Origin of the sequence: Sphingobium sp. B11D3A, from assembly GCF_025961695.1 — a bacterium.
GTDB lineage: Bacteria > Pseudomonadota > Alphaproteobacteria > Sphingomonadales > Sphingomonadaceae > Sphingobium.
This window is the reverse complement of record NZ_JAOQOE010000001.1, coordinates 421870-442686: the sequence shown is the minus strand read 5'-3', so window position 1 is coordinate 442686 and position 20817 is coordinate 421870. Positions and strand designations below refer to the sequence as shown.

Annotated in this window: 20 protein-coding genes; 16 read left to right on the top strand and 4 right to left on the bottom strand. The window is 64.9% G+C overall.

Features of this window, described 5'->3' with window-relative positions:
- The first annotated feature begins 142 nt into the window (after positions 1-142).
- The 4 genes from M2332_RS02125 (at position 143) to pth (ending at position 3393) form a co-directional block, all read left to right on the top strand.
- Entirely contained in the window at positions 143-1078 is a 936-nt protein-coding gene (locus M2332_RS02125; RefSeq protein WP_264572779.1) for a TraB/GumN family protein, read from the top strand.
- Positions 1079-1105: 27 nt separating this feature from the next.
- Positions 1106-2050 (top strand): TraB/GumN family protein, encoded by a 945-nt coding sequence (locus M2332_RS02120; protein WP_264572778.1) that lies wholly within the window; start codon positions 1106-1108, stop codon positions 2048-2050.
- 122 nt (positions 2051-2172) lie between these two features.
- Complete coding sequence (locus tag M2332_RS02115; RefSeq protein ID WP_181559604.1) at positions 2173-2796, top strand: 50S ribosomal protein L25/general stress protein Ctc; 624 nt, start codon at positions 2173-2175, stop codon at positions 2794-2796.
- 27 nt (positions 2797-2823) lie between these two features.
- Positions 2824-3393 (top strand): aminoacyl-tRNA hydrolase, encoded by a 570-nt coding sequence (pth, locus tag M2332_RS02110; RefSeq protein ID WP_264572777.1) that lies wholly within the window; start codon positions 2824-2826, stop codon positions 3391-3393.
- A gap of 18 nt (positions 3394-3411) precedes the next feature.
- Here pth and M2332_RS02105 read toward each other — a convergent pair whose 3' ends face one another.
- Positions 3412-4032 (bottom strand): septal ring lytic transglycosylase RlpA family protein, encoded by a 621-nt coding sequence (locus M2332_RS02105; protein WP_264572776.1) that lies wholly within the window; start codon positions 4030-4032, stop codon positions 3412-3414.
- Between the two features lie 972 nt (positions 4033-5004).
- Between M2332_RS02105 and M2332_RS02100 the strand changes: the two genes are divergently transcribed.
- From M2332_RS02100 to M2332_RS02080, 5 genes are all read left to right on the top strand, one after another.
- Positions 5005-5862, top strand: coding sequence for a transferrin-binding protein-like solute binding protein (locus M2332_RS02100; RefSeq protein ID WP_264572775.1), 858 nt, complete (start codon positions 5005-5007; stop codon positions 5860-5862).
- Between the two features lie 491 nt (positions 5863-6353).
- Positions 6354-8240 carry a PhoX family protein gene (locus M2332_RS02095; RefSeq protein ID WP_264572774.1) on the top strand — a complete coding sequence of 629 codons (1887 nt, stop codon included), beginning with the start codon at positions 6354-6356 and terminating at the stop codon, positions 8238-8240.
- Positions 8241-8391: 151 nt separating this feature from the next.
- Positions 8392-9489 carry a redox-regulated ATPase YchF gene (gene ychF / locus M2332_RS02090; RefSeq protein ID WP_264572773.1) on the top strand — a complete coding sequence of 366 codons (1098 nt, stop codon included), beginning with the start codon at positions 8392-8394 and terminating at the stop codon, positions 9487-9489.
- 23 nt (positions 9490-9512) lie between these two features.
- Positions 9513-9884, top strand: a complete 372-nt coding sequence (locus tag M2332_RS02085) for a hypothetical protein (RefSeq protein ID WP_264572772.1) — start codon at positions 9513-9515, stop codon at positions 9882-9884.
- 39 nt (positions 9885-9923) lie between these two features.
- Positions 9924-11336: a hypothetical protein gene (locus M2332_RS02080; RefSeq protein WP_264572771.1), complete on the top strand. Its 1413-nt coding sequence runs from the start codon at positions 9924-9926 to the stop codon at positions 11334-11336.
- Between the two features lie 161 nt (positions 11337-11497).
- Here the strand turns inward: M2332_RS02080 and M2332_RS02075 are convergent, their stop codons facing one another.
- Complete coding sequence (locus M2332_RS02075) at positions 11498-12220, bottom strand: class I SAM-dependent methyltransferase (RefSeq protein WP_264572770.1); 723 nt, start codon at positions 12218-12220, stop codon at positions 11498-11500.
- On the bottom strand, positions 12217-12678 hold the full coding sequence (locus tag M2332_RS02070) for an Rrf2 family transcriptional regulator (RefSeq protein WP_264572769.1): 462 nt from the start codon (positions 12676-12678) through the stop codon (positions 12217-12219). The genes M2332_RS02075 and M2332_RS02070 overlap by 4 nt, the downstream gene beginning before the upstream one ends.
- Positions 12679-12794: 116 nt before the next feature.
- On the opposite strand from M2332_RS02070, the gene M2332_RS02065 reads away from it, so the two are divergent.
- The 3 genes from M2332_RS02065 (at position 12795) to M2332_RS02055 (ending at position 14278) form a co-directional block, all read left to right on the top strand.
- On the top strand, positions 12795-13256 hold the full coding sequence (locus tag M2332_RS02065; protein WP_264572768.1) for a MaoC family dehydratase: 462 nt from the start codon (positions 12795-12797) through the stop codon (positions 13254-13256).
- 90 nt (positions 13257-13346) lie between these two features.
- Positions 13347-13874 carry a nuclear transport factor 2 family protein gene (locus tag M2332_RS02060; RefSeq protein ID WP_264572767.1) on the top strand — a complete coding sequence of 176 codons (528 nt, stop codon included), beginning with the start codon at positions 13347-13349 and terminating at the stop codon, positions 13872-13874.
- The gene (locus tag M2332_RS02055) at positions 13871-14278 is read left to right on the top strand and encodes a nuclear transport factor 2 family protein (protein WP_264570236.1); all 408 of its coding nucleotides are present in this window, start codon (positions 13871-13873) and stop codon (positions 14276-14278) included. The genes M2332_RS02060 and M2332_RS02055 overlap by 4 nt, the downstream gene beginning before the upstream one ends.
- 24 nt (positions 14279-14302) lie before the next feature.
- Here the strand turns inward: M2332_RS02055 and mutL are convergent, their stop codons facing one another.
- Positions 14303-16087: a DNA mismatch repair endonuclease MutL gene (gene mutL, locus M2332_RS02050; RefSeq protein WP_264572766.1), complete on the bottom strand. Its 1785-nt coding sequence runs from the start codon at positions 16085-16087 to the stop codon at positions 14303-14305.
- 144 nt (positions 16088-16231) lie between these two features.
- Here mutL and M2332_RS02045 point away from each other — a divergent pair, with 144 nt between their 5' ends.
- From M2332_RS02045 to mrdA, 4 genes are read left to right on the top strand one after another with little or no spacing between them, the layout of a single operon-like run.
- The gene (locus M2332_RS02045; protein WP_181559593.1) at positions 16232-17275 is read left to right on the top strand and encodes a rod shape-determining protein; all 1044 of its coding nucleotides are present in this window, start codon (positions 16232-16234) and stop codon (positions 17273-17275) included.
- Between the two features lie 16 nt (positions 17276-17291).
- Positions 17292-18182 carry a rod shape-determining protein MreC gene (gene mreC / locus M2332_RS02040; protein ID WP_264572765.1) on the top strand — a complete coding sequence of 297 codons (891 nt, stop codon included), beginning with the start codon at positions 17292-17294 and terminating at the stop codon, positions 18180-18182.
- Entirely contained in the window at positions 18179-18694 is a 516-nt protein-coding gene (locus M2332_RS02035; protein WP_264572764.1) for a rod shape-determining protein MreD, read from the top strand. Before mreC ends, M2332_RS02035 begins: the two co-directional genes overlap by 4 nt.
- Positions 18679-20769, top strand: coding sequence for a penicillin-binding protein 2 (gene mrdA, locus M2332_RS02030; RefSeq protein ID WP_264572763.1), 2091 nt, complete (start codon positions 18679-18681; stop codon positions 20767-20769). Before M2332_RS02035 ends, mrdA begins: the two co-directional genes overlap by 16 nt.
- The last annotated feature ends 48 nt before the right edge of the window (positions 20770-20817 follow it).

The window sequence follows — 20817 nt, the reverse complement described above, 5'->3', positions numbered from 1 at the left end:
CGGCTGTGCACCGCCTGTCGGAACGGGCGCGCTTTGGCCCATGGGGCTAACGCGGTCAAGCCGCGCGGTGGCGCCGGGCCGGGCGGGGTTGCGTCCGCGCGCCAACTTGCCCAATGCAGGCGGTGATTTGAGGAGCGCGTGCATGAACTGGAAAACATTGATCCTCGGTTGGGCGCTGCTGCTGCCCCCGGCCCTCACCGGGCCCGCGCTCGCCCAGCAACCCAAGGCGCCGGCCACACCGGCACCCGCTGCGGAGGCGTCCACCGTTCACGCGCGCCCCGCCCTGTGGGTGGTGCGGGACAGGGACACGACGATCTATCTGTTCGGCACCATTCATCTGCTCAAGCCGGGCATCAGCTGGTTCGAGGGACCGGTGCGCAAGGCGTTCGACAAGGCGGATACCGTCGTGCTCGAGGTCATCGATCAGGATCAGGGCGCCACGCGGGAGGCAATCATGCAGCGCGCGGTGGCGCCGGGCCTGCCGCTCTCCAACAAGCTCGATGAGGCGACCCGCACCGCTTATTTCGCCGCGCTGGAGAAATATGGCGTCTCGACCCTGCTGTTCGACCATGTGAAGCCCTGGTTCGCGGCCACGACCCTGACCGTGCTGCCGCTGGATGCCCTCGGCTATTCGCCCGAAAGCGGCGTCGACAAGGCGGTGAAGGCTGCGGCGGTCAACGCGGGCAAGTCCCTGGTCGGGCTGGAGACCTCCAGCGAGCAGATCGGCTTTTTCGACCAGATGCCCGAGGGCGTGCAACTGACGCTGCTCAAGGAGACGCTGGCGGAGCTGCCGACGCTGGCCGAAACCATCGACGGCATGGTCGCCGCGTGGAGCGCTGGCGACGAAGAGCGGCTCGCGGCGCTGATGAACGAGACGACTGAGAGCAGCGAAGAAATCGAGCGCATCCTGCTCACCGACCGCAATGCCCGCTGGGCCGAGTGGATCGCCGCGCGGATGAAGCAGCCCGGCACGGTCTTCATGGCGGTGGGCGCGGGTCATCTGTCGGGAGACCAGAGCGTGCAGGCGATGCTGGGAAAGCACGGTCTGTCCGCCAAGCGAGTGAAATGGCCGCGGTGATGGACGGGGTAGCATAAAGGCTGATCGATGAGTGGGCCGCACCCAGCCTTAGACAAGCGCCGCCTTGCGCCGCTGCTGCTGCTCGCGCTGGCCTCTCTGGCGGCCCTCCTTTGGCTGGGCTGGCGGATCGGCGCGCCGACGCAGCCCGATCCTGCGACGGTCACGGCCCGCCCGGCGCTGTGGCAGGCCAGCAAAGGCGAGGCGCGGCTCTGGCTGTTCGGGACTATCCACGCCGTGCCGCGCGGCGAGGCCTGGCTCTCGCCGGCCATCGCCAAGGCGGCGGACGAAAGCGACCGCTTGTATCTTGAGGTCACCGGGCTTGAAGGCGAGCGCAAAAGCCGGGCGGTGTTCGAGCGGCTGGGGCGGCGCTCTGGCCTGCCGCCTATCGCCGCGCGCCTCTCTCCGGAGGATGCCGAGCGCTATCGGGCGCTGCAGGCGAACCATGGCGCCGCGCTCGATCAGCTGGACGGCTATGAGAGCTGGGCCGCCGCCCTGCTCCTCAACGCTGCGGCTGCCTCCGGACTCTCGCTCACCGCCGCAGAGGCGGGCGAAGCGGTGCTGGAGCAACGCTTCAACAAGGCCTCGCGGCCGGTTCTCGGGCTGGAGACCATCGACCAGCAGTTGGGCCTGTTCGACAGGATGCCGGAGAGCGAGCAACGGCTACTGCTCAGCCAGTCCCTCACGGATGCGGCGCAGGCCCCTGCCCTCTACCGCAGCCTGTTCACCGCCTGGGCGAGCGGCGACGTGGCCCGGCTGGAGCGCGAGTTCATCGCCCCGTTCGCGCGCGCGCCGGCTCTGCGCGCAAGGCTGATCGACGGGCGCAATGAGCGCTGGGCGCGGCATCTCGATGCGGCCATGACGGCCCAACCCGGCACCGCTTTCGTCGCGGTCGGCGCCGGGCATCTGGTCGGCGATGCCAGCCTGCAGGCCCGCCTTGCCGCGCGCGGATGGCGGATCGGCCGCGTGCAATGAACGCGCGTTCGGTCGCTTCGCTTGCTTTCCCCGCAATTTGCCGCTAAGCGCCCCGGCTTCCGTCATGGTCATCCCTGGAGGCGTGACGGAGATTCTAGCACTAAGCTTCTGGAGACACGCACATGAGCGATACGCTTACGCTGTCGGCCGAGGCACGCGATCGGGCAGGCAAGGGAGCCTCCCGCGCTCTCCGCCGTGAGGGCCGCGTTCCCGCCGTCATTTATGGCAATAATGAAGAGCCGCAGTCGATTCACGTTGAGGAAAAGATCCTCAACAAGCTGCTCGGCACGGGCCATTTCTTCAATTCGGTCGTCATGGTCGAAGTGGGCGGCAAGAAGGTCCGCACGCTCCCCAAGGACGTGGCGTTCCATCCGGTGACGGATCGTCCGCTCCATGCCGACTTCCTGCGTGTTTCCGAACACGCCCAGGTGCATGTGAATGTGCCCGTGGTGTTCGAGAACGAAGAGGCCGCTCCCGGTCTCAAGCGCGGTGGCGTGCTCAACGTCGTCCGTCACGAGCTGGAAATGATCGTGGATGCCGCCGAGATTCCGGACAGCATCACGGTTGACCTCACTGGCTTCGATGTGGGCGATTCGATCCACATCAGCGCGGTGAAGCTGCCCAAGGGCGCCGAGCCGGCGATCACCGATCGCGATTTCACCATTGCCACCATCGTTGCTCCGTCCGCGCTCAAGTCGAGCGAAGGCGACACGACGAAGGACGGCGAAGAGGCCGGCGAGGCGTAAGCCTCTCCGCGCGGGGGGAGCGCATCTGTGCAACTCTGGGTTGGCCTCGGCAATCCCGGATCGCAATATGCGCTCCACCGCCACAATGTCGGCTTCATGGCGCTGGACGTCATCGCCGCAGACTACGGCTTTTCGCCGTGGAAGAAGCAGTTTCAGGGCCTCGTTTCCGAAGGCCGCATCGGCCCGGACAAGGTGCTGCTGCTCAAGCCCCAGACATTCATGAATAAAAGCGGCCAGTCTATCCGTGCCGCCTGTGATTTCTATAAGCTCGGTGTCGAGGACGTGACCGTCTTCCACGACGAGCTCGATCTTGCGCCGATGAAGATGAAGGTGAAGCGCGGCGGCGGCACTGCCGGCCATAACGGCCTGCGCTCCACTGACGCGCATCTGGGCAAGGAGTTTCGCCGCGTGCGCATCGGCATCGGCCATCCCGGCGACAAGAACCGCGTGACCGGCTATGTGCTTGGCAATTATGCCAAGATCGAGATCGATCCGCTGGCCGACCTGCTCGGCGCCATGTCCCGCGAGGCGGAATGGCTGGCTGCGGGCGACGATGTGCGCTTCATGAACGAGGTTGCGCGCCGCCTGCAGGAGTGACAGCAGGCACGAGCGCCGTTAACGGCTGCCGCCATCCTGCGCCTGCGCGGCGCGATAGGCCGCAAGGCGGGCACGCCAAGGCGCCAGCGTCTGTTGCGGCACGTCCGGCCGGGCCATGGCCGGTTTTCCCGCCCGCAACCGCGCCCGATCGGCCTCGGGCGGATCGACCCGGCGCACCCGCACCTGCACCGTGCCCTGCTGCCTGATCCCAAGCAATTCCGCTGCCCCTTGCGACAGGTCGATGATCCGGTTCCTGGCAAAGGGCCCGCGATCGTTGACGCGCACGAGGATCGTCCGGCCCGTGTCCAGCGCCGTTACCTCGACATAGCTAGGCAGCGGCAAGGTGGTGTGCGCAGCGGAAATGCCGTGCTTCACAAAGCGCTCGCCATTGGCGGTCTGGTTGCCGGACTCGCCGCCGTACCAGCTCGCATCACCCAGCATGTCCAGCGTGCGATCATCGGTCGGCGTGTAGGTGACGCCGCGCACCACATAAGGCGGGCCAATGCGCACCGGCGTATCACTGACCGGACGGAATTTGGTGCTGCTGGCGCATCCGGCGAGGGCCGGCACCGCGAGGAGAGCGAGCCAGACAGAGCGCCCCGGCAAGGCACGCGGCATGGAAGGGCGGATCGCAAGCATCGCCTCCCTCCTAACCCACTGCGCCGCCACGGTGAAGAGATGAGTCGCCTGCTAGGGTGCGTGAGCCAATTCGCTGCTTTCGCGCAATGTCGGCCATCCGGCATGGTCGTCGCGAAGCAGCTATTCCGGACACGACGACATTGCGGAAACTCTCACGGTGTGGAAGAATAAGCCAGAGGCGGAAAGGACGGCTGTTGCTTGGGACCGGAAACACCTCTTTTAAGCGACTAGGTGCGAAGACAATTGCTCTGGTGCATGATATTGACGGCGAATTATCTGATCTTAGGAAAGGCGACTTGGTCGTTGATCTTCGTAGGTGGCTGGGGCGCACTCTACTTTGCGGCAAAGCTAACGCAGGCGGTCTGGACGGAGCGACTATGAGTCGCGCTCGACTTGAAAGCTGCCAGGCTACTTTCCACGCCAAGTTTGCGGTTCGCCGATCCTCGTTCGGCGCTCTATAGCCCTCACGGCAGTTGTCCGCCCCTCTGCCATAAAAGCTGACTTTCCGTACACGATGAGATTGCGGACGTTCCATAGCGTACGACCGGGCGGCAGAATTTGGCCGGTAGCGGAATGTCGCTTCACCAGCGAGTAACCTGAGATAGCTACCTGCAGTCGATCATGATAGCTGACCGCGAGTGGTCGCTAGCTGAAACCCTATCTTAGTGTGCCTCATCCCCAATATTTCTTCCCCAAAAGCATGATGCTCCAAGTGATCGCGTCGCAGAGTGACCGGCATCCTTTCAATCTGATTCACATGGTCCACAATGGAGCATCAGCACTTGCGATCACTTGATTCCCCTATCCTAGGTATTTAGGGGCCTGAGGCCAGACGGGGGAAATTTGGTGAAGAAATCTTGGATACTGCCGTTATTGTCGTTGGTGTCGGCCTGCGGCGGTAGTGACACAGGAAGTACGGGAACATCCCCAACGACGATTGGGACGCCCCCTACAACAATCACTCCGCCCACCATGACGCCGTCCCCAACCTATGCAAAAGTGTACAACTTTGCGAACGGGTTCATCATCAATTCGATCATGGCAGAAAGTTCGTATCGCAAGGCTTTCGACAGCAGTCTGAAGCTCATCTACGACACTGCCACTCCGGCCACGGCATCGATTTGGCCGACCAGAAGCGCGGCACAGATAAATCTTCAGGCATCACCCTTGCTAATCAATTTGATCTCCGGCAGCGATCACCGCGTCTTCTCTGAAAATATAAACGTCTTTCGGAACAGCCAGCTGACAGTTTCGAATATCGACAATTCAGGCCCCTCCTCCGTTGGCGCCTTTTTTGCGCTCTTCAATGCGTTTGACAGCACGATAAACCAGACATCCTATGTTGGCTTTTCCCATTTGCTTCTGACGAATGGCGCGAATTCCTCCACCCGGACGCCCTTCACTCAGACACAGAAATATTTCCTGTTCGGAAGTCATACGGTGATCGACGATCTCCCGAAGTCAGGCACCCTCACCTACAAAGTGCAGATAACTGGCTCAACCCCCACCTATAATACAGTAGAGGGTTTCTGGGGTGATAGCAGCGTCACGCTAAATTTCGACACGAACCAGCTGCGCGGCTCGCTCGTTGCCCACTATCCCAATGACGAAAATGGCGTGTCGAACGTCATTGCCACCCTCAATTTCATCGGAACCTTCGATCCAGCTAACAATGAGATAACGGGCAACATAACGAGCAGTGACAGCAGCTTTCGCGGCACGCTCAAAGGATCGCTTTTCGGCCCTAGGGGAATTGAGATAGGATTTCTCTATGCGATCCAATCAGACCTAGGCGGAGTGGTGGGCGGAGTCGCGGGCCTCCAGCGCTGACCGGATCGCAGAAACTATCGACGCTCGCCGAGCAGCCGACGCTGTCAAAATCAGCTTATGCGGATCATCTCTGCCATCGGACGAAAGCGTCTGGTATCGGGTTCACGGATTTCTGGTCGCCGTGTCTGAAAATGGCGCGAAGGGGACGGAGCGAAGCGCGTTGGGCTGCGTCCGCTCACCACGCCAAATCAGATGTACAGACCTCCCTGGACTCTTTCCGAAACCGGACGTCACCTGCCCACTGAATTTGCCCACGCCGCTTAGCCCTTCGTCACCCGCGTGCGCGCGAACGACGGAGTTTGGGCTCTGAGCTTTCTACTTCCCATTTAGCCCGCCCCCCTCACATCCTTTAAGTCACAGAACTGACTTGCAATCTTCATCCCCGTGCCATCGCCTCGCAATCATCATGTCATGCACCTCTGCGATCAGGCCCCGCCTGAGCGGCGAATGCACCTTCCGCGAGCCGTGGCGGAACCAAATCAGGGGAAATCATGTCACATCTTACCGACGAAGCCCGCGCGCCCTACCGGACCGCGATGTCTAACGAGGCCAATCCCAACAGTCTGGAAGCCATTGTCGAGGCCAATCCCTCGCGCCGCACGATCATCAAGAACGGGCTGTTCGGCCTGTCGATCTTCCCGGTCGCGGCGATGCTCTCGGCCTGCGGGGAGGACAAGGACGGGATGGTGACCATTCCCAATCCCACGCCGACACCCAGTCCGACGCCGACTCCCACGCCCACGCCGGCGGTCAGCTACGCCATCGAGTTCACGTCGGTGGCCGCCAATCAGGATGACAAGGTCACCGTGCCGGCCGGCTATGACGTGAAGGTCCTGCTGAAGGCGGGCGATGCCATCGAGACCGGCGTCACCGGCTATGCCGGCAGCTTCCCGACGCCTGCGACGGCGGAGAAATGGGCCGGCGGCAATCATGACGGCATGGAATATTTCGAGCTGTCGGGCGTCGACCCCAACAAGGGCGGCCTGCTGGCGATCAACTTTGAATATCCCGATTTCAACATTCTGATGAACGGCAATTACGATGCCGCCACCGCCACCGCCGACCAGAAGGCGCTCGCCCTCTCGGCTGTGGGCATCGGGGTGGTGGAAGTCGCCAAAGGCAGCGATGGCAACTGGGCGGTGAAGGCCGGCTCGCAATATAACAAGCGCTATACCGGCAACTCCAATTATCGCGCGGGTGGCCCCGCCGCCGGGCTGCTCTCCGGCACGATCAAGGGCATGCTCAACAATTGTTCGAGCGGCCGCACGCCTTGGGGCACCTACCTCACCTGCGAGGAAACGACGGACAATTATCTCGATCCCATACGCCCCGAGCGGGATTATGGCTGGGTGGTCGAGATCGACCCGCTGCAGGAGCTGGCTCCGGCGACCAAGCGGACCGCCATGGGCCGGTTCAGCCATGAGAATGTCGCTCACCTCACCAACAGCGATCGCCGCGTCGCCTTCTACATGGGCGATGATTCGACGCCGGGCTGCATCTACAAGTTTGTGCCGGATCAGGCCTACAGCACCACCAACCGGGCGGCGAACAGCAACCTGCTCGACTATGGCACACTCTATGTAGCCAAGTTCAATGCGGACGGCTCGGGCGAGTGGAAAGCGCTGGTGCAGGGCCAGAACGGCCTTGTCGCCAATGCGTCCGATCCCGGCGATGTCAGCCAGTTCACGACGGCCCCTGCGCCGACGCCGGTGAGCTTCAACAGCCAGGCCGACGTGCTGATCAATTGCGCCTCGGCCGCGCGGGTTGCCGGTGGTACCGTGATGGATCGGCCGGAGTGGATCACGGTTTCGCCGGACGGCAAGGCGATCTTCGTGACGCTGACCAACAACAGCGGCCGCAAGGTGACGGATGCGGCGAACCCGCGCGTCACCAACCGCCACGGCCATATCCTCAAGTTCCGCGAGAGTGGCGATTCTCCGCTGGCGACCGGCTTCACCTGGGAGCTTTTCCTGCTGGCCGGCGACCCCGGTTATGCAGCCGGCGGAACCAATCTGGTCGGCAATATCAATGGCGACACCTTCTCCAGCCCCGATGGCATCCGCATCGATCCGCAGGGGCGCCTGTGGGTGCAGACAGACCATAGCGTGCCGGGCACATCGGGCGCGAGCGGCGTCACCATCGAGCAGGTCGTGGGCCACAATGCGATGTTCTACATCGACCAGACCAGCAAGAAGAGCAAACGCTTCCTCGTCGGCCCGACGGGCTGCGAGATTACCGGCCTGGCCTATACGCCGGATCTCAAGACCTTCTTCGTGAACATCCAGCACCCGACCGGCAACTGGCCGATCGCCGGCGAGCAGCCGCGCTCCTCGACCGTCGTCATCACCCGGACGGACGGCAAGCCCGTCGGCGCCTGACCGGTTCACGATCCGACCATGCATCGCCGCCGCGCCCACCCCGGCGCGGCGGTTTTCTTGTTGGGCGCTACGGTCGAGACGGCTGGCCATGGCAGCGACAGGGCGCTAAGGGGCCAGATCACGTGCTTCCAGATCGAACGGACAGATTTCCATGGGTTTCAAATGCGGGATCGTCGGCCTGCCCAATGTCGGCAAGTCGACTCTCTTCAATGCGCTGACCGAGACGCAGGCCGCGCAGGCTGCCAATTATCCCTTCTGCACCATCGAGCCGAATGTCGGCCAGGTCTCGGTGCCGGACGCGCGGCTCGACAAGCTCGCGGCGATTGCCGGCAGCCAGAAGATCATCCCGACCCAGCTGGCCTTTGTGGATATCGCGGGCTTGGTGCGCGGCGCCTCCAAGGGCGAGGGCTTGGGCAACCAGTTCCTCGGCAACATCCGCGAAGTGGACGCCATCGTGCATGTGCTGCGCTGCTTCGAGAATGACGACATTCAGCATGTCGACAATCGCGTCGATCCCATTGCCGATGCCGAGACAGTCGAGACCGAGCTGATGCTCTCCGACCTTGAAAGCTTGGAAAAGCGCGTGCCCGCCTTTGCCAAGAAGGCGACCGGCGGCGACAAGGAAGCCAAGATTGCCGCCGCCGTGCTCGGGCGCGCGCTCGATCTGCTGCGCGAGGGCAAGCCCGCGCGACTCGTCGATATCAATGACGAGGAGGAAGCGCGCATCTTCCAGCAGGCGCAGCTGCTGACCTCCAAGCCCGTGCTCTATGTGTGCAATGTCGAGGAAGAGAGCGCGGCCGAGGGCAATGCCTTCAGCGCCCGCGTGTTCGAGAAAGCCAAGGCCGAGGGCGCGCAGGCCGTGGTGGTCTCCGCCGCGATCGAAGCCGATCTCGTCACGATGCCGATCGAGGATCGCGCCGAGTTTCTGGAGGCCATGGGCCTGGAGGAAGCCGGGCTGGCCCGCGTGATCCGCGCCGGCTACGATCTGCTGCACCTCATCACCTTCTTCACCGTCGGCCCCAAGGAAGCGCGTGCCTGGACGGTCCATCGCGGCGCCAGCGCGCCGGAAGCAGCGGGCGAAATCCACAGCGATTTCCAGAAGGGCTTCATCCGCGCCGAAACCGTCGCCTTCGACGATTTCATCTCGCTTGGCGGCGAGGCGAAGGCGCGCGAGGCCGGCAAGCTGCGCGCCGAAGGCAAAGCCTATGTGGTGCAGGACGGCGACGTGATGCACTTCCTTCACAGCTAGATCGGTGCGATAACCTCGCCATCATGCCGTTGCCCCGCCGACTACTCTGCGCGCTGCTGACGCTGCTGCTGGCTCTGCCGGCCATGCAGGCCAGCGCATGCGCGCCGGGGAGCGAGGGGACGGGGGTAGCGCACCATGCGAGCGCCGAGGCTGCCGCGCCGCATGGCGACCACGCTGCCCATAGCGGCCATGCGCCGTCCGCCCCGGATGGCTCCAAGCCGGTGGTGGCGCATCATGATTGCATCGGCTGCGTCGCGCCGATCGACAGCCGGACCTATCGGCCGGTCGATCGACTGTCCTTGCTGCCGGGCAAGGCGAACTGGTCCCCCAACCCTGCCCGCCTGACCGACTGGCTGGGCTCGCCCGATACGCCCCCTCCCCGACAGGTCCTCTGAACGCTTTTCCCAAACAGCTTCAGACAGGACTTTTTTATCATGAGTTTTCGATTGAATGTGGCTGCGAGCCTGCTCGCGGCAGCCTCGCCCGTTGCCCTCTTCGCGCAGGCGCCGATGGCCGGCCATGACCATGCAGGACACCAGAGCGCCAGCCCGGAGACACCGCCTGCCGAAAATGCCGGCGAGACGATGGACCATTCGACCATGGATCATGGCGCGATGGATCATGCCAGCATGGATTCTGGCATGGATCACGCCCAGCACAATGGCGAAACACCCGCCTTGGCGCCGAACCACGTCCACCCCACCGACACCGCCCTCCCTTATGTCGATGGCTCCGGCACGGCGCGGCTCCCGGCAGCACAAGGCCCGATGAGCGGCCTTCATGCGATGAGCGGCGACTGGATGTTGATGGCGCACGGCAATGTCCAGCTCAATTACACCGACCACAAGAGGCCGCGCGGCGACGATCTGGTCTACGCCACCTCCATGCTGATGCTGGCGGCGGAGCGGGATCTGGGCGGCGCGCGGTTCGCGCTCCGCTCGATGCTCAGCCTTGAGCCCACCATGTCGGCGCGCGGCTACCCCAATCTCTTTGCCACGGGCGAGACGGCGGGCGGCGCGGCGCTGGTCGACCGCCAGCATCCGCACGATCTCTTCATGGAGCTGGCCGCGCGTCTGGACGTGGACATCGCGCCCGGCGCCAGCGTCTTCCTCTACGGCGGACCGGTCGGCGAGCCGGCGCTCGGGCCATCGGCCTTCATGCATCGGGCAAGCGCGCACTATAATCCCGAGCCGCCGATCACCCACCACTGGTTCGATTCCACCCATATCACTTATGGCGTGGTGACTGCGGGCGTCGCCTTGCCACAATGGCAGCTCGAGGGCTCGGCCTTTCGGGGGCGTGAGCCGGATGAGGAGCGCTGGGGGATCGAGACGCCCAAGCTCGATAGCTGGTCGGTGCGGCTGAGCTGGACGCCGACGCCCAACTGGGCGGCGCAGGTCAGCCATGGCTTCCTCAAAAACCCCGAGACGCTTCATGGCGACCAGAACGAGCATCGTACCACGGCAAGCGTCCATTATGCGGACGGCGCCCTCTCGGCGACCGCGGCCTTCTCCGCCAAGAACCGCGACCCCGGCGATACGCTGACCGCCTGGCTCGGCGAGATCACTTACGACCTGACGCCGCGCCATAGCCTGTTCGGCCGGGTGGAAAATGTCGCCAATGATGAGCTGATCCCCGATCATGACGATCCGCTCCACGACGTGCCGTTCCGCATCACCAAGATGCAGGCCGGCTATGCGTGGAACACCCCGATCGGTGACGGCCCGGTCCACCTTGCGCTTGGCGGTAGCGTCAATCTCTACGCCAAGCCGGCGGCGCTGGATGCGGTCTATGGGGATAATCCCTGGGGCTACACGCTGTTCGCGCGGCTTTCCTTGGGGCGCTGACATCAGCCTCCCCTCCTCCTCCTGCTAGGAGGAGGCGGGGGTGGTCGCGATGCCCGAGCATCGCACAGTCAGTGATGAGCCGCGAGGTTGCTGCGCCACCCCAACCCCTTCTCTGAGCCGCAGGCGAGCGAAGCTCAACAGGAGGGGCTAAAAGTAGCCCTTCACGCGTGGCCGATCCAGCCCCGCCATGTGAAGGCGGCGTAGAACAGCGCCACGTCCGCAAAGCCGCCGGCTCTCAAGATTGCTTCGTCTCCTTCAGGCGAGAGGCAGTGGAGGCTGGCGGCGACGGCGGCGCGGGCCTTGGCGGTGTCCGCCGGGTCCGCGCCCATCGCCTTGGGGTAAGCGGCATAGCGGTCCAGCCAGACATTGCGGGTCTCGGCATCCTGCGGGAAGCTGCTATGGGCAGCGACGAAGGGCGCGCCTGCGCGCAGGCGGCGGTGGATTTGCTGCACGGTGCGCGTCCGCTCTTTCGGGTCGAGGAAGTGCAGGGTCAGGAGGCAGACCGCCGCGTCAAATGGCCCGTCCGGTGCGTCATCGATCAGCCCCTGCACCAGCTCGACGCGCTCCATCAGCGGACCGAGCTGCCGTTCAGCCAGTTTCAGCATTTCGCCGGCCGGGTCCACGCCCACGAAGCGCCAGTTTGGTTGTGCCTCCGCGAGCGCTTTCAATTCCATGCCGCCGCCCGCGCCGAGCACGAGCACTCTAGCCTCCGATGGGGCGCGCTCGGCGAGCAGCAGTCCGGTCATCCGGTGCAGCGCATCCAGCCCCGGCACGAAGCGGCGCGGGCCGTCCCAATAGCGCGCCGTCGCTGCCGGATCGTCGAACGCCTTGATGAACATGTCCGGGTCCACCGTCTTGTCCGGTGCTGTGTCGTGCGTGGTCATGGATGTTCGATCCTATGTTGGCCCGGATAATCGGGCGGCAAGAGACGGTGGAAGCCGGCGCTGAGGCTGGCGAGCGTGACGGTGGCGTAGGAGTCGAGCAGCAGCGTCTCGGCCTGCCGCAGCGGTGCATCAAGCGCAGCGTTGACCGCCCGCTCGACCGCGCAGCCTGGATTGTCGCTGCGATTGCCGATGGCGAAGAGCGGCGGCGCCCCGATGGCCCGATAAATATCGAGCAGCGTGACCACCGCCGGATCGCAGGCGATGGACCAGCCCCCGCCATGGCCCTTTTCCGAGCGGACATAACCGGCGTCCCGCAAGCCAGCCATGACCCGGCGGATCACTACCGGATTGGTCTGCATGATCCTGGCCAGCATCTCGGACGTGATCGGGCGCTGCTGCTCGGCCATGTGGAGGAGGACGTGGAGGACGCCGGACAATTTGCTGCTGTTGCGACTCATGCAACATATCATGTTACATATTCGCACCCTGTTCAAGCCGGATGAGCGCCGCTTGCCCTTCTTGCCCTCGCCGCTTAGGCAAACGGCCATCCGATCCCTGAACCGAAGGCACAGACATGGACTATTATTGGGAAGACCTGGAGCTTGGCCTCACCGAGCATTTCGGCCCGTTCGAAGTGGATCGCGATGAAGTGATCGCCTTTGCCGAGCGCTATGATCCGCAGCCCTTCCACCTCGATGAAGAAGCCGCCGCAAAGACCCATTTCGGCCGGCTCGCGGCGAGCGGCTGGCAGACCTGCGCAATGATGATGGGCGCGATGGTGCGGGCGCGTCAGAATAGCGGCGGTTGGCAGGCCAATGCCCTGGGCGCGATGGGTCTGGACGAACTGCGCTGGCGCCGGCCGGTCTTCCCCGGCGACGTGCTGCGCGGATCGAGCGAACTGGTCGAGAAGCTGGAATCGCGCAGCCGGCCGGAGACGGGCATCCTCAAATGGCGCACCCGCCTGCTCAATCAGGACGATCAGGAAGTGCTCAGCCTCGTCTCCGTCGTGCTCCATCGTCGCCGCCCGAAGGCCTGATGCGACAAATGAAGCACAAGATGTATTGATCTCTCAACATCCTTGCTGCACCCTGTGCGCGTCGGCCATGGGGGCGGCAAGGAGAGGATCATGAAGGATGACAAGGCTGTGCCGGTAGCGCTCGCACCATCGCGGCGCACGTTCATCGCCGGGGCGGCTGCGCTCGGCATTGGCAGCACCAGCGCGCTTGCAAGGGCCGCAACGCAGGAGGGCACCGTGCCGTCGCAGGCCTGGTTCGAGGCGTATCTGGCCGCGTTCAATCGCGCCGACGAAGCGGTATTCAGCGCTTATTATGCCGATGACGTGCAGTTCTTCGGCCAGGCCGCGCAGGTAACCGGCCGACAGGCGGTGATCGATTTCTATCGCGGCGTGCGCAAGCATCTGCATGAGAAGGTCGATCTGCTGACCTATGTGGGCGATCCGTCCGGCGCGCATATCCTCGCGGTGCTCCGCACGACGCTGGTCGCGCACACCGACTGGCCGGACATGCCGACTGGCGCGCTCAAGGCGGGCGACACGCGCTCGAGCGTCAACTTCGTCATGTACGACATCAAGGATGGCCGGTTCACGCGGGTCCGCTCGGCCCGGTTCAGTCCGCAGAAGGGGCGCAGCGCATGACACAGGAAGATCGCTTCCGGGCCTATATCGCCTCGTTCAACGCGCAGGATTGGCCTGCGCTGGTGAAGAATTACGCGCCTGATGTGCATCTCGTCATCGGCAATGGCACCGAGCTGATCGGGCACGATGCCATCGTCGCCTTCTACAAGAAGGTGAACCAGCAGACGCGGCGCATCATTCAGGTTCGCAATGTCTTCACCGATGGCAAGCGGCTGGTCGCCGAGCTGGAATCGGAGTTTCTGGCCACGGTCGATGCGCCCGATTTCACCTCCGGCCCGCTCAAGAAAGGCGACCGCATCCACATCAACAGCTTCGCGCTGTATGAATATGTGGGCGACGTCTTCACCAACATCCGCTCGGCGGTGTTCCGGCGGGAGTTCATCCCGGCCGGCAAGAGCGAATAAGCAGAGCGAACAAGCCGCGCCGGCTCAATGCCGGCCGAACAGCTTCTCGATGTCGCCATGCGCCAGCTTGATCCATGTCGGCCGGCCATGGTTGCATTGCCCGCTATGCGGCGTGACCTCCATCTCGCGAAGCAGCGCGTTCATTTCCGCCACGGAGAGCACCCGCCCTGCCCGCACCGAGCCGTGGCAGGCCATGGTCGCCGCAACAAGATCGAGCCGGGCCTTGAGCGAGGCGGCATCGCCCAGCGCGGCCAGATCGTCGGCGAGATCGCGAACGAGGCCGGGCACGTCGCTGGTGCCCAGCAGGGCCGGTGCGGCGCGGACGAGGATCGCCGCCGGGCCGAAGCGCTCGACCTCCAGCCCGAGTTCAGCCAACTCGGCGGCGCGCGCCTCGATCCGGTCGCAGGCCGGCTCATCCAGCTCGACCACTTCCGGCAACAGCAGCGCCTGCCGCGCGACCGCGCCGTCTACGAGAGCCCGCCGCATCCGCTCCAACACGAGGCGTTCGTGCGCGGCATGCTGATCGACCAGCACCAGCCCATCCTCGGCTTCGGCGACGATGTAAGTCCGCGCCACCTGCCCGCGCGCCACACCCAACGGAAACTCGCGATGCTCGGCCTGCGGCTGCGCGACCGGCGCTTCCGCCCGGCCAGACGGTGCGAAACCGGTGAAACGGGCCTGCCGGTCTCCAAACAGGGGCGCGCCGCCATAGGCGCCGCCGGATGGCGTCGCTGGCCAAGGTGTCGCGGCCGCGGGCGATTGTGCGGGCGCCTCTTCGCGCTGCCACAGATCGGCGGCGCTTGCCTCGGGCCGATTGGCGACCCGCATTCCGGCATCATCGAGCGCCCGGCGGAGGCCACTGACGATCATCCCGCGCATGAAGGCGGGATCGCGGAAGCGTACTTCTGTCTTGGCGGGGTGCACGTTCACGTCCACGTCCGGCATCGGCACATTCAGGAACAAGGCCAGCACCGGATGCCGGTCCCGCGCGATGAAATCGGCATAGGCGCCGCGCACAGCGCCCACCAGCAGGCGGTCGCGCACCGGGCGGCCGTTGACGAAGAGATATTGATGATCAGCCGAGCCACGATGATAGGTGGGCAGCGAGGCGACGCCGCTGATCGTCACCGCCTCCCGCTCCAGCGAGACGATGACGTGATTGTCGGCCAACTCGCGATCGATGAGTTGGGCCACGCGATCCTCCCGGGTCTGACCGCCGGGCAGCGAGAACACCCGGCGCCCGTCATGCTCCAGCACGAAGGCGACATCGTTGCGCGCCATGGCGAGGCGGCGGACGATGTCGAGGCAGGCGGCATATTCCGACCGGGCCGAGCGCAGGAACTTGCGGCGCGCCGGAACGCGCTCGAACAGCCCATCCATCTCCACACGCGTGCCGGGCGCCATCGCGCAGGGGGCGGCGGTGGCCAGCACGCCATTGTCGCACACCAGGCGCCAGCCATCCGCATCGCGCTGGCGGCTGGCGATGCTGAGGCGCGAGACGCTGCCGATCGAGGGCAGCGCCTCACCCCGAAAACCGAGCGTCCTGACCGCCTCGATGGCCTCATCCGGCAGCTTGGATGTGGCGTGGCGCTCCAGCGCGAGCGGCAGATCGTCGCGGCTCATGCCATGGCCATCATCGGTGACGCTCAGGCCACCGAGGCCGCCCTGCTGCAGCGAGATCGCAACGGAGCGGGCCTGCGCATCCAGCGCGTTTTCCAGCAACTCCTTGAGCGCGCTCGCAGGGCGCTCGACCACCTCTCCGGCGGCAATTCGATTAACGAGGGACTCGGGGAGGCGGCGTATTGACATTGGATTGCGACTAGACCAAGCGAGCCTCCTACGCGAGCGAAAGCCACCCGTTTTTCCGGTGGCTGGAGTCGGCAGGGCGGGCATTCCCCGGAGCATCTGAAAGCCGCGTCCTCACCGGCGCGACCGGCATGAACAGGACAGTCAATGGCGTTCTTCTCCAATTGGTTCAAGTTCACTTCCAGGGACATGGCGATCGACCTCGGCACGGCCAACACAGTGGTCTATGTGCGCGGTCACGGCATTGTCCTCAATGAACCATCCGTGGTTGCGGTGGAGACGATCAACGGCGTGAAGCGCGTCAAGGCCGTCGGCGAAGACGCCAAGCTGATGATGGGCAAGACGCCGGAATCCATCGAGGCCATCCGCCCGCTGCGCGACGGCGTGATCGCCGACATCGACATTGCCGAGCAGATGATCAAATGGTTCATCAGCAAGGTCCATGGCCATCGCCGCTTCCCCCGTTTTCCCGAGATCGTGATCTGCGTGCCGTCCGGCTCGACCAGCGTCGAGCGCCGCGCGATCCGTGATGCCGCCAGCAATGCCGGCGCGAGCCAGGTCTTCCTGATCGAGGAGCCAATGGCCGCTGCGATCGGTGCCGACATGCCGGTCACCGAGCCCATCGGCTCAATGGTCGTTGACATTGGCGGCGGCACGACCGAGGTCGCCGTGCTCTCGCTGCGCGGCCTTGCCTATACCACCAGCGTGCGCGTGGGCGGCGACAAGATGGACGAAGCCATCGTCTCCTATGTCCGTCGCCACCACAATCTGCTGATCGGCGAGGCAACGGCCGAGCGGATCAAGAAGGAATATGGCATCGCCCAGAAGCCGGCCGACGGCGTGGGCGCGACGATCCACATCAAGGGCCGCGACCTCGTGAACGGCGTGCCGAAGGAAATCGCGATCAATCAGGGCCAGATCGCCGATGCGCTGGCCGAGCCCATTGGCACCATCGTGGAAGGCGTGCGCATCGCGCTCGAGAACACCGCGCCGGAGCTGGCCGCCGACATCGTCGATCAGGGCATCGTCCTCACCGGCGGCGGCGCCTTGCTCAAGGGGCTGGACGAGGAACTGCGCGACGAGACGGGGCTTCCCGTGACCGTGGCGGAAGACCCGCTGACCTGCGTCGCCATTGGCACGGGGCGCGCGATGGAGGACCCGGTCTTCCGCGGCGTGCTCCAGACCGCCTGAGCCCGAGGTTGTTCGCATGGCGCCACCCGGCAACAGGCGCCCCGGCTTCAACCGGAAAGCGCAATATGGACTGTTCGCCAGCTATGTGATCGCGCTGCTCGGCGCGGTCGCTGGCCTGCTGATGCTTATCGTCTCCATTGCCGATCCCGCCGGCTTTGCTGGCCTGCGCTCGGCGGCGGCGGAAGTCACGCGCCCGATCTCCAGCAACTTGCGCTCAGTCGTCGTCGGCGTCGGCAATATCGAGGAAGAGTTTGCCGCCTATATCAACGCAGGCTCGCAGAACGCCGCCCTGCGCCGGCAGGTGGAAGCGAACCGCACGCGCCTCATCGAGGCCGAAGCGATCCGCCAGGAGAATATCCGCCTGCGCGACCTGCTCAAGCTGACCGAAACCGATCAGGGCGTCGTTGCTGCCGGCCATCTGATTTCCTCTACACCGGCCAGCGCCGCCCGCCTGGCGCGCCTCGACATGGGCCGCAGCGAGGGCGTGAGCGCGGGCATGCCGGTGCGCGCGCCGGAGGGCCTGGTTGGCCGCGTGCTGCGTGCCGGGCCGAACACCGCCGACGTCCTACTGCTCATCGATGAAGGCAATATCGTGCCGGTACGACGCACGAGCGACAATATTCCGGGCATTAGCTCCGGCCGGGGCGACGGCACGGTCGAGATCCGCGCCCTCAATGCCGAGCGCAATCCCTTCAAGCCCGGCGACGTGCTCGTTACGTCCGGCATTGGCGGTCTGTATCGCTCCAACATCCCTGTAGCGATCGTCGCGCGGCGCGAAGGCGAGAAGGCCATCGCCATTCCACTCGCCAACCCCTCGCGCGTGGAGTTGGTCGTCGTGCAGGCCCCCTTCCGCCCGGAAGAAGCCGAGCGTGCCGGCAATGCCGCGCAGCCGCCCGCCGCGCCATGAACAGCCGCTACAGCAACCGGATCGGCCGCAAGCGGACCTGGCTGCACCTGCGCGGCGTGCCGGTCGCGTCCGTCATTCTCGGCTCGATGCTGGCGCCGCTCATGCCGGTCATCGCGCAGACCCCCCTGCTCCCGCCGTTCGGCCTGATGATGCTGATCGCCTGGCGGGTGCTGCGTCCGGACATCTGGCCGCTGTGGATCGGCGTGCCGCTGGGGCTGGCCGATGATCTTATGAACGGGCAGCCGGTCGGCAGCGCCGTGTTTCTGTGGACGATCCTGCTGCTCGCTTTCGACTTTGAGGGGCAGCGGAACCTGTGGCGCGATTACTGGCATGGCTGGCTGCTCGGCTCCCTCGCTATCGGCTTTGCGCTGGCCGGCGGCTGGCTTGCCGTGCATCTCTCCGGCCATGGCGGGGAAATCATTCAAATCCTCCCGCAGTTCCTCTATAGTGTCGCCTTGTTCCCCTTCATCGTGCGCATCTGTGCCGCGCTGGACAAATGGCGGCTTCCGTGATTTCCTTCCGCAAGATCCTGTTCCCCAACAAAGTCGTCACCCCCGCCAGCCAGGCCTACAGCTTCAACCGCCGCACCTTCGTGCTCGGTGGGGCGCAGTTGGCAGTGGGCGGCCTGCTGGTGGGACGCATGGGGTGGATCGCCATTGCGGAGAATGAGAAGTACCAGCTCCTCTCCGACAGCAACCGCATCAACCTAACCATCACCCCGCCCCGGCGGGGCTGGATTCTGGATCGGCGCGGGCAGGCGCTGGCCTCGAACCGCACCAATTTCCGTGTCGACATCATTCCGGATCGCCTGCGCGACCGGGAGCGGGTGGTGCGCGAGCTGGCCACGCTGCTGGCCCTGACGCCCAATGATGTGGACCGCATCAACGAGCATCTCGACCGCGCGGCGGGCTATCAGCCCGTGCAGGTGGCCGATGACTTGAGCTACGAGCAATATGCGGCGCTCTCCGTGCGGCTGCCCGATTTTCCCGGCGTCGTGCCCTCGCAAGGCTTTTCGCGTTATTATCCTGCTGGGCCGCCAGTCGGCCATCTACTCGGTTATGTCGGCACGCCGTCAGCCGAGGAATATAATGCATCGCGCGACCCCTTGCTGATCACGCCGGGCTTCAAGCTCGGCAAGCAGGGTCTGGAGAAGTCGCTCAATTCGGTTCTCACCGGCAAGCCCGGTGCTCGCCGCGTGGAAGTGACGGCGCGCGGGGCGATGGTGCGCGACCTCGAAACCCGGCCCGATACGCCGGGCCGCTCCATCAAGCTGACCATCGATGCCGGCCTGCAGGAGTTCGCCGGCCGCCGGCTGGGTACGCAGAGCGGCGCCGTGGTGATCATGGATTGCCACACCGGGGACATTCTCTGCTCGACCTCAATGCCGAGCTTCGACCCCAACAGCTTCTCCGAGGGCATTTCGCATCACGAATGGCAGATGCTCTCGCAAGACGACCATGTGCCGCTGCGCAACAAAACGCTGGGCGGGCTGTATCCGCCCGGATCGACCGTCAAGCCGATGATCGCCCTCTCCTTCCTCGAAGCCGGGCTGCCGGCCGAGGCGACGGTGAACTGCACCGGGGCGCTGCGGGTGGGCAATCGCCTGTTCCACTGCCATGCGCGCCGGGGCCACGGCACGACGAACATGCACCGCGCCATCGAGCAGAGCTGCAACATCTATTTCTATTACTTCGCCCAGAAGATCGGGATGGACGCCATCGCCATGATGGCGCGGCGGCTGGGCCTCGGCCAGCGCTTCGACCTGCCCTTCCCCAACCAGAGCTATGGCACCGTGCCGGACCCAGCCTGGAAGATGAAGAAATACAACCAGCCCTGGCAGACCTATGACACGGTAAACGCGACCATCGGCCAGGGCTATATGCTGGTGAACCCGACGCAGATGTGCGTGATGGCCGCGCGCCTCGCCACCGGGCTCGATCTCGATCCGCACTTCATCGTCGACGGCAAGCGCCATCAGGGCGAGCCGCTGGGCGTGTCGCTCGAGCATCTTACGGTCATCCGCAATGCCATGAAGGATGTGGTCAACGGCGGCGGCACCGGCCGTGCAGCGCGGCTGGATGTTCCCGGCGTGATGCTCGCCGCCAAGACCGGCACGGCGCAGGTCGGGGCGATCAGCACCCGCGGCCAGCGCGCGGCAAGCCAGCCCTTCCGCCTGCGCGATCACGCCCTGTTCCAGGGCTTCGCGCCGCATGACAATCCGCGCTACGCCATCGCCACGATCATCGAACATGGCGGCCACATGGACCGGGTGCAGGACGCGCCGATGATCTCGGGCGATTGCATCACCTATCTCTACGATCCCGCCAAGGCGATGGAGAAGCTGCAGCGCTTCGAAGCGACCTGGGGCGGCACGCCGCAGATGCGCATGGAGCGCCAGCTCAACGCCTTCCGCATTGCGCGCGGCCTTGAGTCTGCGCCCCTCATGCCCGAGCCCGGCAATGCGGCCTCCCCGGCCGCCCCGACTCCCGCCACCCCGGCGCAGACCGGGAGCGAAGACGGCGCCAATGCGAGCGAGGATGGCGACATCGATGCCCCCGTCGGCCCCGGCACCCGCGAGACCGACTGAGCCGCACGCGGTTTTCTCGCAAAGCAGCATCTTTTTTCGCCACGCCTC

Coding starts and splice junctions, on each gene's coding strand:
- M2332_RS02125 (WP_264572779.1), top strand. CDS start 143: ATGAACTGGAAAACATTGATCCTCGGTTGGGCGCTGCTGCTGCCCCCG.
- M2332_RS02120 (WP_264572778.1), top strand. CDS start 1,106: ATGAGTGGGCCGCACCCAGCCTTAGACAAGCGCCGCCTTGCGCCGCTG.
- M2332_RS02115 (WP_181559604.1), top strand. CDS start 2,173: ATGAGCGATACGCTTACGCTGTCGGCCGAGGCACGCGATCGGGCAGGC.
- M2332_RS02105 (WP_264572776.1), bottom strand. CDS start 4,032: ATGCTTGCGATCCGCCCTTCCATGCCGCGTGCCTTGCCGGGGCGCTCT.
- M2332_RS02100 (WP_264572775.1), top strand. CDS start 5,005: ATGACGCCGTCCCCAACCTATGCAAAAGTGTACAACTTTGCGAACGGG.
- M2332_RS02095 (WP_264572774.1), top strand. CDS start 6,354: ATGTCACATCTTACCGACGAAGCCCGCGCGCCCTACCGGACCGCGATG.
- ychF (WP_264572773.1), top strand. CDS start 8,392: ATGGGTTTCAAATGCGGGATCGTCGGCCTGCCCAATGTCGGCAAGTCG.
- M2332_RS02085 (WP_264572772.1), top strand. CDS start 9,513: ATGCCGTTGCCCCGCCGACTACTCTGCGCGCTGCTGACGCTGCTGCTG.
- M2332_RS02080 (WP_264572771.1), top strand. CDS start 9,924: ATGAGTTTTCGATTGAATGTGGCTGCGAGCCTGCTCGCGGCAGCCTCG.
- M2332_RS02075 (WP_264572770.1), bottom strand. CDS start 12,220: ATGACCACGCACGACACAGCACCGGACAAGACGGTGGACCCGGACATG.
- M2332_RS02070 (WP_264572769.1), bottom strand. CDS start 12,678: ATGAGTCGCAACAGCAGCAAATTGTCCGGCGTCCTCCACGTCCTCCTC.
- M2332_RS02065 (WP_264572768.1), top strand. CDS start 12,795: ATGGACTATTATTGGGAAGACCTGGAGCTTGGCCTCACCGAGCATTTC.
- M2332_RS02060 (WP_264572767.1), top strand. CDS start 13,347: ATGAAGGATGACAAGGCTGTGCCGGTAGCGCTCGCACCATCGCGGCGC.
- M2332_RS02055 (WP_264570236.1), top strand. CDS start 13,871: ATGACACAGGAAGATCGCTTCCGGGCCTATATCGCCTCGTTCAACGCG.
- mutL (WP_264572766.1), bottom strand. CDS start 16,087: ATGTCAATACGCCGCCTCCCCGAGTCCCTCGTTAATCGAATTGCCGCC.
- M2332_RS02045 (WP_181559593.1), top strand. CDS start 16,232: ATGGCGTTCTTCTCCAATTGGTTCAAGTTCACTTCCAGGGACATGGCG.
- mreC (WP_264572765.1), top strand. CDS start 17,292: ATGGCGCCACCCGGCAACAGGCGCCCCGGCTTCAACCGGAAAGCGCAA.
- M2332_RS02035 (WP_264572764.1), top strand. CDS start 18,179: ATGAACAGCCGCTACAGCAACCGGATCGGCCGCAAGCGGACCTGGCTG.
- mrdA (WP_264572763.1), top strand. CDS start 18,679: ATGGCGGCTTCCGTGATTTCCTTCCGCAAGATCCTGTTCCCCAACAAA.